At 71.7% G+C, this 14,956-nt stretch carries 11 protein-coding genes and 1 pseudogene; 7 read left to right on the top strand and 5 right to left on the bottom strand.

Annotation, left to right across the window (positions count from 1 at the left end; genetic code table 11):
* Nucleotides 1-426: 426 nt before the first annotated feature.
* The 3 genes from ACFIF2_RS22790 (at nucleotide 427) to ACFIF2_RS22780 (ending at nucleotide 3,628) form a co-directional block, all read left to right on the top strand.
* Nucleotides 427-1,263, top strand: coding sequence for a thioesterase family protein (locus ACFIF2_RS22790; protein ID WP_395575157.1), 837 nt, complete (start codon nucleotides 427-429; stop codon nucleotides 1,261-1,263).
* 201 nt (nucleotides 1,264-1,464) lie between these two features.
* On the top strand, nucleotides 1,465-2,583 hold the full coding sequence (locus ACFIF2_RS22785; RefSeq protein WP_395575054.1) for a glycosyltransferase: 1,119 nt from the start codon (nucleotides 1,465-1,467) through the stop codon (nucleotides 2,581-2,583).
* Nucleotides 2,584-2,623: 40 nt separating this feature from the next.
* Nucleotides 2,624-3,628, top strand: a complete 1,005-nt coding sequence (locus ACFIF2_RS22780; protein ID WP_395575053.1) for a zinc-binding dehydrogenase — start codon at nucleotides 2,624-2,626, stop codon at nucleotides 3,626-3,628.
* A 15-nt stretch (nucleotides 3,629-3,643) separates the two neighbouring features.
* On the opposite strand, the gene ACFIF2_RS22775 is transcribed toward ACFIF2_RS22780, so the two are convergent.
* Together ACFIF2_RS22775 and ACFIF2_RS22770 are read right to left on the bottom strand one after the other, a co-directional pair.
* Nucleotides 3,644-5,704, bottom strand: coding sequence for an ATP-binding protein (locus ACFIF2_RS22775; RefSeq protein ID WP_395575052.1), 2,061 nt, complete (start codon nucleotides 5,702-5,704; stop codon nucleotides 3,644-3,646).
* Nucleotides 5,705-5,820: 116 nt separating this feature from the next.
* The gene (locus tag ACFIF2_RS22770) at nucleotides 5,821-6,393 is read right to left on the bottom strand and encodes a TetR/AcrR family transcriptional regulator (protein WP_395575051.1); all 573 of its coding nucleotides are present in this window, start codon (nucleotides 6,391-6,393) and stop codon (nucleotides 5,821-5,823) included.
* Between the two features lie 280 nt (nucleotides 6,394-6,673).
* Here ACFIF2_RS22770 and ACFIF2_RS22765 point away from each other — a divergent pair, with 280 nt between their 5' ends.
* Together ACFIF2_RS22765 and ACFIF2_RS22760 are read left to right on the top strand one after the other, a co-directional pair.
* Nucleotides 6,674-7,435, top strand: coding sequence for an SDR family NAD(P)-dependent oxidoreductase (locus tag ACFIF2_RS22765; RefSeq protein ID WP_395575050.1), 762 nt, complete (start codon nucleotides 6,674-6,676; stop codon nucleotides 7,433-7,435).
* Nucleotides 7,436-7,590: 155 nt separating this feature from the next.
* The gene (locus tag ACFIF2_RS22760; protein WP_395575049.1) at nucleotides 7,591-9,033 is read left to right on the top strand and encodes an MFS transporter; all 1,443 of its coding nucleotides are present in this window, start codon (nucleotides 7,591-7,593) and stop codon (nucleotides 9,031-9,033) included.
* Between the two features lie 374 nt (nucleotides 9,034-9,407).
* Here ACFIF2_RS22760 and rsgA read toward each other — a convergent pair.
* Together rsgA and ACFIF2_RS22750 are read right to left on the bottom strand one after the other, a co-directional pair.
* A pseudogene (gene rsgA, locus ACFIF2_RS22755) lies at nucleotides 9,408-9,836 on the bottom strand (GTPase RsgA); the annotation flags it as partial.
* 244 nt (nucleotides 9,837-10,080) lie between these two features.
* Nucleotides 10,081-11,400, bottom strand: a complete 1,320-nt coding sequence (locus ACFIF2_RS22750; protein WP_395575048.1) for a radical SAM protein — start codon at nucleotides 11,398-11,400, stop codon at nucleotides 10,081-10,083.
* Between the two features lie 106 nt (nucleotides 11,401-11,506).
* Here ACFIF2_RS22750 and ACFIF2_RS22745 point away from each other — a divergent pair, with 106 nt between their 5' ends.
* Both ACFIF2_RS22745 and ACFIF2_RS22740 read left to right on the top strand, forming a co-directional pair.
* Nucleotides 11,507-12,763 carry an FAD-binding protein gene (locus ACFIF2_RS22745; RefSeq protein ID WP_395575047.1) on the top strand — a complete coding sequence of 419 codons (1,257 nt, stop codon included), beginning with the start codon at nucleotides 11,507-11,509 and terminating at the stop codon, nucleotides 12,761-12,763.
* Nucleotides 12,764-12,845: 82 nt separating this feature from the next.
* Nucleotides 12,846-13,598: a 1,4-alpha-glucan branching protein gene (locus ACFIF2_RS22740; RefSeq protein ID WP_395575046.1), complete on the top strand. Its 753-nt coding sequence runs from the start codon at nucleotides 12,846-12,848 to the stop codon at nucleotides 13,596-13,598.
* Nucleotides 13,599-13,621: 23 nt separating this feature from the next.
* Here ACFIF2_RS22740 and ACFIF2_RS22735 read toward each other — a convergent pair whose 3' ends face one another.
* Nucleotides 13,622-14,890 carry an MFS transporter gene (locus ACFIF2_RS22735; RefSeq protein ID WP_395575045.1) on the bottom strand — a complete coding sequence of 423 codons (1,269 nt, stop codon included), beginning with the start codon at nucleotides 14,888-14,890 and terminating at the stop codon, nucleotides 13,622-13,624.
* Nucleotides 14,891-14,956: the final 66 nt, after the last annotated feature.

Below are 14,956 nucleotides of genomic sequence, written 5' to 3'. Positions count from 1 at the left end.
GCCGCGGACGGGAAGGATGAGCGCGAAACCCTTCGACCAACGCGGTAGTCACCGGGAGTGTCGGTCATCGCGGCTCGGGCATCGTTTCAGCAGACGAAGTGGGTTTCGGACACTCCGAGTGCCTTCTGGAGCATCAGCGTCCGGGGGAACCGGCCCTCGGTCGCCGACGGAACAGCGGGTCGCGGGCGCGAGGTGAAGTGCCCACCTTTTTCTGTTTGCGGCGTCCATGCCTGGTGACGCTCACAGATACGCCAACTTCTGCTCAACACTGCTCACTCGTCACTGCGGAGGGGCTGTGCACACCGACGCCCCCGCGGCAAGGCGGCACCCCGCCGGAACCGCCGAACTCTGCCCACCCGATGATCATTCGGTGTTCATCTCGGTATGCGTGTGCGGCCTGGCTCATACCATCCCGAGGTGCAACAGATGGAGAGCGCCAACAGCACCGACTTCCTGACGGCCACGTCCGTCGTCGGACGAGCCGGCACGCCAGGGACATTCGACAGTCATCTGTCACCGGTGTGGGGCACGGCCGAGGGCATCGACGGGGGGATCCTGCTGGCCGTCGCCGCCCGCGCGACGGCGGCGGCCACGGCCGTGCGTGCGGAGCGCTTCTTCCCCAGCTCCGTCAGCGCCTCCTTCCTCACCGCCTCGCGCCCGGGCGCGGTCCGCGTGCGCACCGACGTCATCCAGCGCGGCAGCCGCTTCACCACGAGCCAGGTCTCGCTGACCCAGCGGACCGAGGACGACCGTGAGATCGAGCGGATGCGTGCCCTCGTGTCGCACGGAACCCTCGCCTCCCAGGCGGCCGCGGACACTCCGCTGCCACCTGTCATCACCCCGCCCTCGGCCTGTATCAGCCGCGACGACGCCCCGGGCGGCAGGGCGGAACGCCTCGGCCACCTCGCCGGGGTGGACATACGGCTGGCGCCCGAGTGCGCCGGCTGGGCCTTCGGTACTCCCTCACACACCGGACACTTCGACGGCTGGTTCCGGCTGGCCAACGGGCGTGAACCGGACCCCCTGGCGCTTCTGGTCGCCGTGCACGCGCTGCCTCCGATCTCCTTCGCCTTCGGCCGTGTCGGATGGCTCCCGACCGTCCAGCTCACGGCCCATATCCGCGGTTACCCCGCCCCCGGCTGGCTCCAGATACGCACCAGCACCAAGGCGCTGAGGGACGACCACGTCATCGAAGACGTGGAGGTCTGGGACTCGGCCGGCGAACTGGTCCTGCAGTCACGGCAGTTCGCGGCCCTCGTGTGAACCCGGCCACGGTGGCGGCCCTGGGCGGAAGTGAGCAACTCCGAGCGTCCCGCAGCAGGGGTCGCGGCCGACATGACGCCCCAAGATGGGAGGACGAGGTCCGGCTCCGTCCGTGACGGCCGGACCTTCGCGGGCACTGCCACGCCATTCGCCGTGGCATGTTCCTCGTCGGCCCGACGATCGCTCTGTCGAAGGTGTTCCATGCGCATCCTGTTCTCCGGTACCCCGGCCTACGGCCACCTGCTGCCGTTGCTTCCCCTGGTGAGGGCCGCCCGCCGGGCCGGTCACACCACCGCGTTCCTCACGCACGCGTCGCTGACTTCCGTCGTCGCTCCCGCTCCGGTGGTCCCGGCAGGGGCCACGCTGGAGGCGACCCTGGTGGAGTTCCAGCGGCGGACCGGGAAGGACGCCACCACCGACATGTCCCCGGCGACCGCCGGTGAGTTCTTCGGTGGCACCCGGGTCGACCTGGGCGCCGACGAGGCGCTGGCGGCGGCCCGTGCCTTCGCCCCCGACCTGGTGATCGCGGAGTCGGCGGACTTCCTCGGCCCGCTGGTCGCCTCGGAGCTGGGAGTGGAGTGGGCGTCCCACGGTGTGGGCATCGCACTGGAGGCACCCCTGGCCGAGGCGATGCGGTCGACGGCCGTGGCACGCGCCGCGGAGCGCGGCATCACCCTGACCCGGCCCTTCGCGTCGGTGGACCCCTGGCCCGCCTGTCTCCAGCGTGACGACTGGAAACCGTCGGCGGACCGCGTCACCATCCGACCCGAGGCGCATGAGTCCGAGGCGGCCACCCGGTGGCGCCGGCCGTCGTTCCCCGGCCGTGAGCACCTCCCGCGCGTGCTGGTGACCCTGGGCACCATCATCGACGACTCCGCGGCCCTCATGAAGATCATCGCGTCGCTCGCCGGCGAGAACGTCAACGTGGTGGTGGCACTACCGCCGTCGGCCGAGGGGGAGACGCTGCCGGTGAAGGGCGACGGCGTCCAGGTGACCGGCTTCGTACCGATGGGGCTGCTGCTCCAGGGGGTGGACGCGGTCGTCTCCTCCGGGGGTGCCGGCACGGTGCTGTCGGTGCTCGGCGCCGGTGTCCCGATGGTGATCTGGCCCCTGGGACTGGACAAGCCCTTGAACGCGGAGCGGACCGCTGCCCTCGGTGCCGCCGAGGTCATCAGCGCGGCGGACCAGGCCGGTGCCGCCGTCACCCGGGTGCTGGGACAGCCCTCTTACCGGACGGCCGCCCAGCACGCGGCAGCACACATCGCGGCCATGACCCCGGCCGAGGAGGTCCTCACCCTGCTGACCGGTCGGGGCCATTGACACTGCCGCGGGCCAGACAGGACATCGGAAGAGGAACATCATGTACGCAGCGAGGCAGCACGTCTTCGGCCCCCCGGAGACACTGGTGTACCAAGAGGTCGCGACTCCCTCGCCGGGACCGGGCGAGGTCCGTCTCGCCGTGACGGCGGCCGGCGTCCACCTCATGGACACCGTGCTCCGCGCGGGCAGAGAGCTGGGAATGGCGCTGCCCCGCCTCCCGATGACACCGGGCCGGGAGGCCGCGGGCGTCGTGGACGCCGTCGGTGCCGGGGTCGACGCGGGCTGGCTCGGCGCCCGGGTGGTGGCCTACCTCGGGCAGGAACGCAACGGCGGCTACGCGACGCACGCCGTGGCGTCGGCCGACAGTCTGCACCGCGTCCCGGACGGTGTGGACGACGCCGCCGCCGTCACCATGATAGGAACAGGCCGCACCGCCGTCGGCGTGCTCGAGCAGGCGGCGCTGTCGGCCGGGGACGTGGTGGTGGTGACCGCGGCGGCCGGCGGGCTGGGGACCCTGCTCGTCCAAGCGGGGCGACAGGCCGGTGCCCGGGTGATCGGCCTGGCCGGTGGCGGACGCAAGACCGAGGCGGTGCTGGAGCAGGGCGCCGACGGTGCCGTGGACTACACGCTGCCCGACTGGGAGGGACGCCTCGGTGAGGCGCTGCGGGGTGCGGCGTCCACCGTCGTCCTCGACGGGGTGGGTGGCCGTCTCGGCCGGAGCGCCGCGCAGTCGCTGGGCTCAGGAGGCAGACACCTGTACTACGGCTGGGCGTCCGACGAGGGGCACTTCACCACGTTCACCGAGGCGGAGCTGGAGGAGTACGGCATCACCTCACAGTTGGTGGTGGGGCCATCCCTCTCCGCGCTGCCCGGTGGCATCCGGCGACTGGAGGAGTCCGCATTGCACGGGGCGGCGCGGGGGCTGTTCCGTCCCGTCGTGCAGTCGTTCACCCTCGACCGTGCCGCGCAGGCGCACGCGGCGCTGGAAGCACGCGAGACCATGGGCAAGGTGGTGCTGCGGCCCCGGCCCGGCGACCGTCCGTGACCGTGCGACCGCGCATCAGGGCGGAAGCAGGGGCAAGCCCGACTGTTCGTGTTGCCACAGCTTCTCCTCGATGCGCGCGGTCGCGGTCGTCAGATGTCGGCGGTAGGTGCTGTACGGCATTCGCAACCGCCGCGCCGCCGCCTCCTGGGTCGGTGCGCCCTCCAGGAAGGCTTGGGCGGCGACTTGGTGTGCCTTGTCGCCACCACGGCCGGTGACGAGTCCCGCGACGGCGGCGGACAGTACGTCCCGCAAGGTCATGCCATGGTCGGCGACGAGCCGGCTGTTGCGCAGCGGGTTGGCCTCCAACGCTTCCGGGCGCCGAAGGTCCCGCAGGGCCGAGCGGACCGCGGCGGCGAACTCCGACCGGGACATCGGCTGCGACGACGTCGGCACCGTAACCCCGGACAGGTCCGGGACGGTGAGATCCTCGTCACCGACCGTGTCGGTCAGCAGGGTCCGCTGCTTCTCGGCCAGCCAGTTCCTCGGCGACATGTCGCGCCAGTCGTGGGCGAAGAGCCGGTAGGGGTGTCCGCTGACCATGACGGGCCGGTCCAGCGGCGTCATGTCACAGAAGCTCATGTGGGCGTCCCAGAAACCGTCGTCCCGCAGCACGATGAACGACCAGGCCAGGTCGGTGTCGCGCAGCAGTTCGCCCAGCATGCGCCAGAGCATCAGGTCCATCACCGGCGAGGGTCTCTGGTAGTGGCGTGGGTACACGTGGAAGCGGCCGAGCACCATGTGCTTCCCTGGCGTGAGGGGGCCGTGGGCCGCCACGTGCTCCCAGGCGGCCTCCGCGACCGGATCGTGTGCGCGGCCCTGGGAGGGTTCCGGGCGCAGCCAGGCCGAGAAGGCGGCGGCTGCCGACGTACCGCGCAGCCGTTGCACGCGGAAGTCCTGCGGCCGGGTCTGGAGCCAGTAACGGACCGGACCGGTCGCGTCGGGGCCTTCGGCTCGCTCGGCGAGGGCCAGGACGTCGGCCTCGTCCGAGGCAGCGTAAGGGTGGTCCTCCACCAGTCCCGGTGTGTACCACGCATGGCTCTGTGCCATGTAGCCGGCGCCCCGGTAGAGGAATTGCAGGGAGCCCACGTCCTGGAGCAGCCTGCTGCCGGGGGCGGAGCCGATGCGCTCCACCAGATGGCGGTGGAGACGTCGGTACAACTGGTCGAACCGCTCGGGATCGCGCCACTTCAAGTCGGCCGCGAGTGCCTCACGGACGACGTCGTGCGGGAAGACACCCTCGGCACAGCGGTCGATGAAAGGTTGTTCGCGTATCCATGCGAAGAGTTCGGGCGCGTCGTCACCGACCACGGCACGCAGCAGCGTCTCGGTGGTCAAGTGCGCCTGTGCGCAGACTTCGAGGGCCAGTCGGTGCCGTGGGCCGGGCAGGTCCCCCAAGATACTGGACAGCAGCGGAGCGACGACCTCGGCTACGGGCTCCCAGGGCCGGGAAGCGGGCAGTTCATGCCCGGCGGACGCGTGGGCGGCCAGCGCCAGAGCGAGGGGGTGGCCGCCGGCGAACGCCAGCAACGCGCCGCGTCGGGCCTGATCGACTCCGCGCTTCTCCAGGAAGGCCTCCGCCTCGTCCGCGGCGAGGCTTCCAAGGGTGATCACCTTGAGTACGCCCGCCCATCCCGGATCCGCCGACCATTTCGCGTCCGGTGCGTGCCGGCTCGCCACCACGACCAGGACGTCGACGGGCAGTCCCGGCAGGAACTCGTCACGCAGCCAGCTCTCCAGGCTTTGGCAGTGCTCGAACGTGTCGATCAGCAGCAGCGCCCGCGGAGCCCGCGCCGCCGCCTCGGCAGCCGTCTCGAACGCCCGGGGAGCAGCCGGCACCGCTCGCCCGTCGACCTGCACGACCGTTCGTCCGGCGACGGACGCCTCTCTGGCGTACTGCCGGACGAGCGCCGACTTGCCGACGCCTCCGGGGCCGTGCAACCACAGGACGGAAGGCGCGTCACGGTCCCCTGCGAGGGCGTCCCGCAGCAGACGCAGTTCGGCTTCCCTGCCGACGAACAGTTGGTCCCTCGCCACCCTGATCCGGTCGGCGATCCTGCCACGTGGTGGCGCTTCCATCACTTGCCTTTCACAGGGCTGTCGCCCGGGTCACTGCGTCATGTCGGACGGTTCGCGTCCTCGGCGCGAACGGGGGCGGAAGTCGCACGGGACCGACGGCCGGCGTCGTCGGGCGCTCAGGTGCCGGCACAGAGGCCGTCGAGCGTGAGGTCGAGGAGCCGCTCGGCCTGCTCGCGCTGTTCGGGTCTGCCCGAGGCCAGGGCGATGCCGGTGAGGGCGGCGAACATGTCGGTCGCCTGGATGTCCCCGCGGACGGCGCCGGCTTCGACGCCGGCGTCGAGCAGTGAAGTGAGCGCCCTGAGGATCAACTCATGACTCTGGGCGTACGGGTTGACGCCCGATGCGACCAGGGAACGCAGCGCGTCGGCCATGCCGAACTTGGCGGTGGCGTAATCGATGAAGCGGCCCATCCACGCACGCAGGGCGTCGCGCGGGGGGAGGGCCGACAACAGCGCCGGTGCGGCGTCGCAGAGTCTGGCGAGTTCGTTGCGGTAGGCCGCCTCGATGAGGACTTCCCTGGTGGGGAAGTTGCGGTAGAGGGTGCCTGAGCCGACACCCGCTTCTTTCGCGATGCGCTCCAGGTGGGCGTCGAGCCCCTCCTCCGCGAACACCCGCACCGCCGCGGCCAGGATCTTGTCCCTGTTGCGCTGGGCATCGGCCCGCAGCGAACGCCCCGTTTCCTTCGGCATGAGACTCCCGTCGGTTCCTGACACGCACGCCCGGACTTGCCAAGCGGGGGCGCCTCCACTTAACGTACTCGAAGTGGAGGCGCCTCCACTTCGTTAAACGGCGACGCCTCCACTTCTAGTCTATGGCATCGCCTTCCTCCCCATGGATCCCCGTCCGCACAGCCGGACGGGCGACCGCGCCCACCGCGGACGCACCACGCGCTTCCCGTGGAATCACCCCCGCCCGCCTTCCCGCACGACGGCGTCGACCGGCTCGGCGCCCCGGACTTCAGGAGCAATCATGAGCATGACACTGGACGGCGAGGTCGCCGTCATCACCGGAGGCGCCTCCGGAGTGGGCTTCGGCATCGCCCAGGAATTCGCCGCACACGGTGCCCGGGTCGTCCTCACCGACCTCGACCGGGCCGATCTCGACCGGGCCGTCGCGCAGATCGACGGTCCTTGCACCGGCATCGTCGCCGATGTCACCGATCCCGTCGCCATGGACCGCGCGCTCCGTGAGGCGAAGTCGGAGTACGGACGCCTGGACGCCGTCGTCGCGAACGCGGGGATCGGCGCGCACGCCCCCCTGGGCCACATCACCGAGGACCAGTTCACCCGCACCTTCGACGTGAACGTCAAGGGCGTCCTCTTCACCGTCCAGCCCGCACTGCCACTCATGCCGGACGGCGGATCCATCGTCGTCATCGGCTCGACGGCCTCCGTGCAACCACCCGCGGGCATGAGTCTCTACGGCGGTTCCAAGGCCGCGGTCCGCTGTCTCGTACGCGCTTGGATCCAGGACATCAAGGGCTCGGGCATCCGGATCAACGTCCTGAGCCCCGGCGCGGTCGACACCCCGAGCCTGCGGCGGGCGGCGGAGCAGGCTCAAGGAGCCGAAGCGGTGGTCCCGCTCGTCCGGGCCATGGGCGAGGGCAATCCCACCGGGCGCATCGCCGACCCGCGAGAGATAGGGAAGGCCGCCGTCTTCCTTGCCAGTGACGCCGCGAGCTTCGTCACCGGTGTCGAGTTCTTCGTCGACGGAGGCGTGGCGCAGGTGTGATCCACCCGCGGCCCCAGCAGCACGGTGCGGATCCGCCATACCGACGCTTGCCGGGGCCACGACACGGACCATCGGCGCCACTCACCGTCGCAATCGCCCGCCGAACCCGCCACCCCCGGCACTCCCACTCCTGCGACCCGAAAGCCACATAGTTCATGCCATCCTCCCGCCCCGCCTCCGCCCCGCCGACCGACACACTCTCCGGCCACCGCCCGCAACGACGCGTCAGTTCCCAGACCATCGGTATCGCCGTCGTCCTCGTCGTACAGCTCATGCTCGCTTTGGACACGACCATCGTGAACGTGGCGCTGCCACGCATCGGCTCCGGCCTCCACTTCGGCCCGGCCGGGCTGTCCTGGGTGCTCAACGCCTACACCCTCGCCTTCGGCGGCTTGCTCCTGCTGGGCGGGCGCCTCGGTGACACCTACGGCCGACTGCGTGTCTTCGAGACCGGACTCGCCCTCTTCACCGCCGCATCGCTCGCCGGAGGCATCGCCGACACACCCGGACTGCTGATCGCCGCCCGGACCGCCCAGGGCGTCGGCGCCGCACTGGCGGCGCCGGGCGTCCTCGCCCTCCTCACCACGAACGCGCCCGACGAGAGCGCCCGACACCGTGCGCTGGCGCTCTTCTCCGCCGTCAGTATCGGCGGCAGCACACTGGGCCTCGTCCTCGGCGGCCTCGTCACCGAGTACGGCACGTGGCGCTGGACGCTGTTCATCAATGTCCCCCTCGGTCTGGCCGTCCTCGTCCTCGCCCGGCGCTTCGTCACGGAGACGCCGCGCCGACCCGGTCGCTTCGACACGGTGGGGGCCACCGCGGCCACCGGCGCCGCGGTGGCCGTCGTCTGGGCTCTGATCGGGGCACCGGACCACGGCTGGGCCTCGCCGCGGACAGTGGCCGGGTTCGCCATCGGCGTCGTGTGTGTCGTGGTGCTCGTGGTGACCGAGCGGCGCGTGTCCGGCCCCCTGTTGCCGCCGGCTCTCTTCCACAGCCGACGACGGCTCGGCGGACTCGCCGTCACCGCCCTGGTATTCGGCTCACAGATGTCGATCTTCTTCCTCGTGGTGCAGTACCTCCAGCGGGTCCTTCACTTCAGCCCGCTGCGTGCCGGTCTCGCCTTCGTGCCGATGACCCTCGGCATCTTCGTGATGTCCCGGATCACACCCCGACTCCTCGCCCGCTTCGGTCAAGCCCCCCTGTTGATCACCGGCACGCTCGGCCTCACCGTCAGCTACGTGTGGCTCGCGGACGTCGGCAGCACGGACACCTACGCCGCCGCCGTCCTCGGCCCGCTGGTTCTCAACGGGATCTTCGCCGGTCTGACGTTCATGCCCGCGGCCTCGCTGGTCGTGGGTGACGTGGAGCCCGAGCACGCCGGATCCGCCTCCGGCCTGCTCCAGACCACCCAGCAACTCGGCGGCGCGATCGGACTCGCCGCGATCGTGTCGGTGTACGCCGCCGGAGCCGTGCCCGGCGCCTTCGTACCCGGCGTCCGGACGGCCTTCTTCACCGCGGGAACACTCACGGTCGTCGCCTGCCTCATGGCGTCCCTGCTCTATCCAGCAGACCGCCGACGAACTCTCGTGAGCAGGTAAGACATCCGTCGGCACAGGCAGATCCACGGCTTCCCTGCCGCGAGAAACGGGGCGGCCCCTCCTGGGCGAGGGACCTCGACATGTCTGCCCGGCGGCTGTCGCGAGCGTGAGCACCTAGGGGCCTGTCACTCTTCCGTTCCCGGGTCCAGATGCTCACCGCATCCACCGAGGGTCACTCCACCAGCCCGACACTCGCCATCTTCTGGACCCCACCGGGGTGGTAGGTCCAAGCCACTCCCGGAAGTGAACTCACTTGACGCGGTCGGCATCCGTACGCGTATGTGGCGTCGGAGCGGCCGGATGGTGCGTACCGGGGCGAACCCGCGACCCGCCTACAGGCCGTCGTAGATCGCGCCGAGGTGGTCTTAGTCGGCGCTCTCCCAGGCGAGGGCGAGGAACCGCTCGATCCGGGCGAGGTCCAGCTCGGCCGCGAGCGACACGGCGACGATCGCGTGGTCGACGTTGGCCGCGAGGATCTGCCCCTCGGACCGCTTGGAGGAGGTGGAGCGCACGAAGGCCGTACGGCGCGGCAGGTACGTCCGTACGTAGCGCGGGTTGCCGCCGGGTTCGACGGCGACCCAGTCGCCGGTGCAGACGACGCGCAGGGGGTCGTGCGGGGTGACGAACGCGGTGTCGGCCCGCAGGACGCCGTCGGCGGTGACGACGTCGCACTGCCCCCGGTCGACCCGGACGACGCGGCCGGGCAGCAGTCCTTCGGCGGCGTACGGGGTGAACGCGTCGGCCCAGGCGTCGTCCCAGCCGTAGGAGGTCAGGGCGGAGTAGGTGGAAGACGTGGAAGTCAAGGGGTGACCCTTCAGGGTGCGGCCCCGGCGCGAGACTCAGGGAGCGGCTGAGATCAGCCGGTGGCCACGGAGGTGGACTCGATGGACTCCTGGATGCGGGCAGCGCCCGTCACAGTGACAGCCATTCGTCGACACCTCCTCGGCAATACCCCTGTCGGCGGCCGCTGGGGCCGCCGCTCGAACATCGGTCACCTTAGCCGCGCGCCCGAGGGCCGCGCCACCGAATAACCCCGGAACCGTCCGCTCACACCTCCACGGGCGCGTCCTCCGGCAGGCTGTCCATGAAGGAGCTGACCGAGAAGACCGCGTTGCCGGCGCCGGGCGGGCCGTAGCCGGGGGGCGAGGACAGGCCGTACTCGTCCATGGTGGCGCGGTAGGCCTCCAGCAGCCGGATGTGGTACTCCAGCGGCGCGCCCTGCGGGTTGGCCTTGCCGAGCGGGGTGGTGGGCTCGGGGCACCAGGTGGTGAAGCGGGGCGTGATGCCGTGCGACATGAAGAAGCGCAGGCCCTCGGTGGTGGAGGCGATGGCCTCGTCGACCGTCTTGAAGCCGAACGGCTCGGCCATCTCCACGCCGGCGACGAAGTTGGGGATGACGTTGCGGGCGCCGAAGACGTCGGTGGAGTCCAGGATGCGCCGGTGCCACTCGTCGCGGCCGACGTAGCGCTCCTTGCCGGGGCAGTACATCTTGAACAGGTACTCGTCCCACACCTCGAAGTTGGGGTGGTAGATCTGCACGCCGTAGTCCTTGAACCGCTGGACGTCCGGCTTGGGCAGAGCCTGGGCGACGACCTTGCCGATCCACCGGCCGGGGAAGTGCTCCTCGATGGCCTTGGCGTACCGCCCGTAGAAGTCGGCCTCGTCCAGGCCCTGGACCTTGGACGTGATCGCGCCGCCGGTGAGCGTGTACGCGGTGGAGATCCTGGCGGTGTCGTACTTGTTGATGATCTCCAGCGCCTCCAGGACCTCGTCCACGTCCTTGACGCCCGTGTACGGCCGCCCGGCCGCCTTGTGCTGGCGCCAGTTGTGGTTGATGTCGCAGTACTGGCACTCCTCCTTGGCGCCGAAGTACTGGCAGACGCGGAACGCGGTCAGGTAGATCAGGTAGCCCCACTGGATGGTCGGGGCCACCTCCATGACGGACTTCCCGTTGGAGAGCTTGTGCCGGTAGTACTCGGGCATCGGCGGCACACCGACGTCGGAGATGCGCTTGCCGTCGAGGTAGAGACCGAGCTGGTTGTGCTCGTCGGCGGCGACCCGGTAGGGGGAGGCCGGGTTCACGCGGACCGAGACGACGGTGCGCCGCAGGTCGTAGGGGCCGCCGGTGAGGATGATCTCCTCAGGCGGGCGGCGCAGCGCGGCCTCGCCCAGCTCGGGCAGGGTGCCGTGGTCGAAGGAGAAGATGAAGTACGACTTCGGCTTGACCTCGCCGTCCTCGTTGTCGCTCAGCGCCGAGGGGTCGAAGGCGACACCGCCCCGCAGGAGGTCCTCCTTGAAGACGGCCTCGCGCGGCACGTGCGGGAACCGCTCCATCAGATCCTCGACCAGCGCGGTACGGCTGTCCATCCCGTGTCTCCTCCCAGCTCCGGCGTTCGACTTCTCACGGTATGCCCCCGCCGGTGCGGCTTCCCGCCCGGGGGCCCTCCAGACGCGCCGGGTAGGTTTCCGCGGTATGAGCGACGTCACCGTGACCAATTGGGCCGGCAACATCACGTACACGGCCGGGGAGCTGCTGCGGCCGCACTCGCTGGACGCCCTGCGGGCCCTGGTGGCGGACAGCGCGCGGGTGCGGGTGCTGGGCAGCGGGCACTCCTTCAACGAGATCGCCGAGCCGGGCGAGGGGGGCGTGCTGCTGTCGCTGGCGGACCTGCCGTCCGTGGTGGACGTGGACACGACGGCGCGTACGGTGCGGGTCGGCGGCGGGGTGCGGTACGCGGAGCTGGCCCGGTCGGTGCACGCGCGGGGGCTGGCGCTGCCGAACATGGCCTCGCTGCCGCACATCTCGGTCGCCGGGTCGGTGGCGACCGGCACGCACGGCTCCGGGGTCGGCAACGGGCCGCTCGCCTCGTCCGTGCGCGAGGTGGAGCTGGTCACGGCGGACGGGGAGACGGTGACGGTCGCCCGGGGCGAGGAGCGGTTCGGCGGCGCGGTGACCTCGCTCGGCGCGCTGGGCGTGGTGACGGCCCTCACCCTCGACCTGGAGCCGGCCTACGAGGTCGAGCAGCACGTCTTCACCGAACTGCCGCTGGAGGGGCTGACCACGGCGACGCTCCGGACGGTGATGGCGGCGGCGTACAGCGTGAGCCTCTTCACCGACTGGCGGGCCCCCGGCTTCCGGCAGGTGTGGCTGAAGCGGCGCACCGACCAGCCGCTGCCCGGGTTCCCGTACGCCGCTCCGGCCACGGAGAAGACGCACCCGGTGCCGGGCATGCCGGCGGTCAACTGCACCGAGCAGTTCGGGGTGCCGGGGCCCTGGCACGAGCGACTGCCGCACTTCCGTGCCGAGTTCACGCCCAGCAGCGGCGCCGAGCTGCAGTCGGAGTACCTGATGCCGCGCGAGCACGCCCTGGACGCCCTGCGCGCCGTGGACGCGATACGGGACGTCGTCGCGCCGGTGCTCCAGACCTGCGAGATACGCACGGTCGCCGCCGACGAGCAGTGGCTGAGCCCCTCCTACGGCCGGGACACCGTGGCGGCGCACTTCACCTGGGTCGAGGACACGGCGGCGGTGCTGCCGGTGGTGCGGCGACTGGAGGAGGCGCTGACCCCGTTCGCGGCCCGGCCGCACTGGGGCAAGGTGTTCACCACCTCGGCGGACCGGCTGCGCGCGCTCTATCCGCGGCTGGACGACTTCCGGGCGCTGACCCGGGACCTCGACCCGGCGGGGAAGTTCACGAACGCGTTCGTGCGCGGGGTGCTGGCGGGCTGAGCGGCCCCGGCCGGCGCGGAGCTGGCAAGGTGTGGGCACCGCGTCCGGTCACCCGCCCGGCCAATGGAAGGGGATCCTCGGCATGGCCGTCATCCACGACACCACGCTCAAGCCGACCAAACTGGAGCTGCTCGCCTCCTGGCTGCCCTCGCGACCGTGGTACGCCGGCGGGAGCGAACCGGCGCCGGCCAAGGCCGGCGGGTTCCGGCTGGACGACCCGGAGGGTGAGGTCGGGATCGAGTTCATGGTGGTCACCGACACCTCCGGCACCCGGCCGTCGGCCTACCTGGTGCCGCTCACCTATCGGGGCGCGCCGCTGGACGGGGCGGAGCACGCCCTCATCGGCACCATGGAGCACGGCGTGCTGGGGCGGCGCTGGGTCTACGACGGCTGCCACGACCCGGTCGCGGCGGCCCAGTTGACGGCCCTGATCGAGGGCCGGGTCCAGGCCCAGGACCAGAACACCAGCGGCGTCCCCGACCCGGAGGTCACCGGCTCTCGCGCTGCCGGTGACGCCGTCGCCGCGACCGCCGTCACCACGACCGCCGTCGCCACCACCGCCGACGCCTCGGTCACCGACGCCGCGGTCACCGACGACCGGGAAGGCACCGAGCTGCGCGCACCGCACGGCGCGGTGCTCCGCCTGCACCGGGTCCTGCGCCCCGCCCCGGACGGCACGCCCGTGCCGCCGCCGGGAGCCGCCGGCCACGTCGCGGGCCCGTGGCGCATGCCGGACGGCACCCGGGCGCGCGGACTGTTCGCCGTCCTGCGCACCGGCCCCGACCCGCTCCAGGGCACGTCCGGGTCCGGCGAGGGCCTGCCGGGCTCCGCCTGAGCCGGCGCCCGCCGGAAGCCGGCTCAGGCGCGGCCCGCCCGCCGGACCGGGGTGAACAGCGCGGCAACCGCGATCAGGACGCAGCAGGCCCCGGCCACCAGGGCGACCGGTGCGGTGCCGCGCTCCTCCGCAGCCCAGGTGAGGACGGCCGCGCCGAGGGGCGCCACCGAGTACTGGAGGGTCCAGAAGGCGGAGGTGACCCGGCCGAGCAGGTGCTCCGGGGTCACCTCCTGCCGCAGGGACATCGAGCAGGTGCCCGCCATGCCGACGCAGGCGAGGAAGGCGGCGCTCAGCAGGGCGACAGCCGGCACCTCGGTGGCCCAGCCGAGCCCGGCGAACGCCGTCCCGCACACCGCGACCGCCCCGGTCCAGGTGCGGCCGAAGCCGAACCGGCGGCGTACCCGGGCCACCAGCAGCGCGCCGGTGATGGTGCCGAGGGCGCCGACCGCCATGACGGTGCCGACCGTGCCGTCGTCACGGCCGAGGTCGTGCTTGAGGTGGTAGATGACCAGGTCGTTGAGGCCGAGGGTGAGGAAGCTGAAGCCGCACAGCAGGACGGTGAGCGCGCGCAGCACCGGGTGCCGGTACAGGAAGCCGACTCCGGTGCGCAGGTCCTGCCACAGCCCCGCCCGCTTCCCGCTCCCCGGGGCGGTGTCGTCGGCGGGGCGGGGCCGGAAGCGGACCAGCGCGACGAGGGCGGCGGAGACGCCGAAGCTGGCCGCGTCCACGCCGACGGCCGCCGCCGGGCCGGACCAGGCGGCCACCACCCCGGCGCACAGCGGCCCGAGCACGCCGGCCCCGGCCGCGGTGGCGTTGAGGCGGCCGTTGGCCTCGGTGAGCTGTTCGGTCCCGACCAGTGAGCGCACGACGGTGACGTAGCCGACGGCGAAGAACATGCCGACCGCCTCGCACAGCGGCAGGACGACGTACAGCAGCCAGATCTGCGGGCCGAGCAGCCACACCAGCGGGACCAGCCCGTACAGGACCAGCCGCACGAGGTCGCAGCCGATGAGCAGCGCGCGGCGGTCGACGCGGTCGACCACGGCCCCGGCGAACACGGCCGCCAGGACGGCCGCCGCGCCGCCGACGGCCGTGAGCAGCCCCATCCGCGCGATCGACCCGGTCGCCTCCAGCACCAGCAGGGGCAGGGCGATCAGGGCGAAGGAGTCACCGAGGACGGAGAGGGTCTGGGCGGCCCAGAAGACACCGAAGTCCCGTTGCCGCCACAGCGGACGCCGGTCCCTGGGGGAACGGTCCGCCGCCCGCCCGGTGTCCCGCGCCCCGTGGGTCATCGGGCCGGTACCGTCCGCCGTCGCCGTCCCATGCCGGTCGCCTCCCCCGTCGTCCGGCGACGGCCC

The organism is Streptomyces sp. BK79 (assembly GCF_044142145.1).
In the GTDB taxonomy this organism is placed as follows: domain Bacteria; phylum Actinomycetota; class Actinomycetes; order Streptomycetales; family Streptomycetaceae; genus Streptomyces.
The sequence above is the reverse complement of the archived record's forward strand: the minus strand, read 5'-3'. Positions and strand labels throughout refer to the sequence as shown.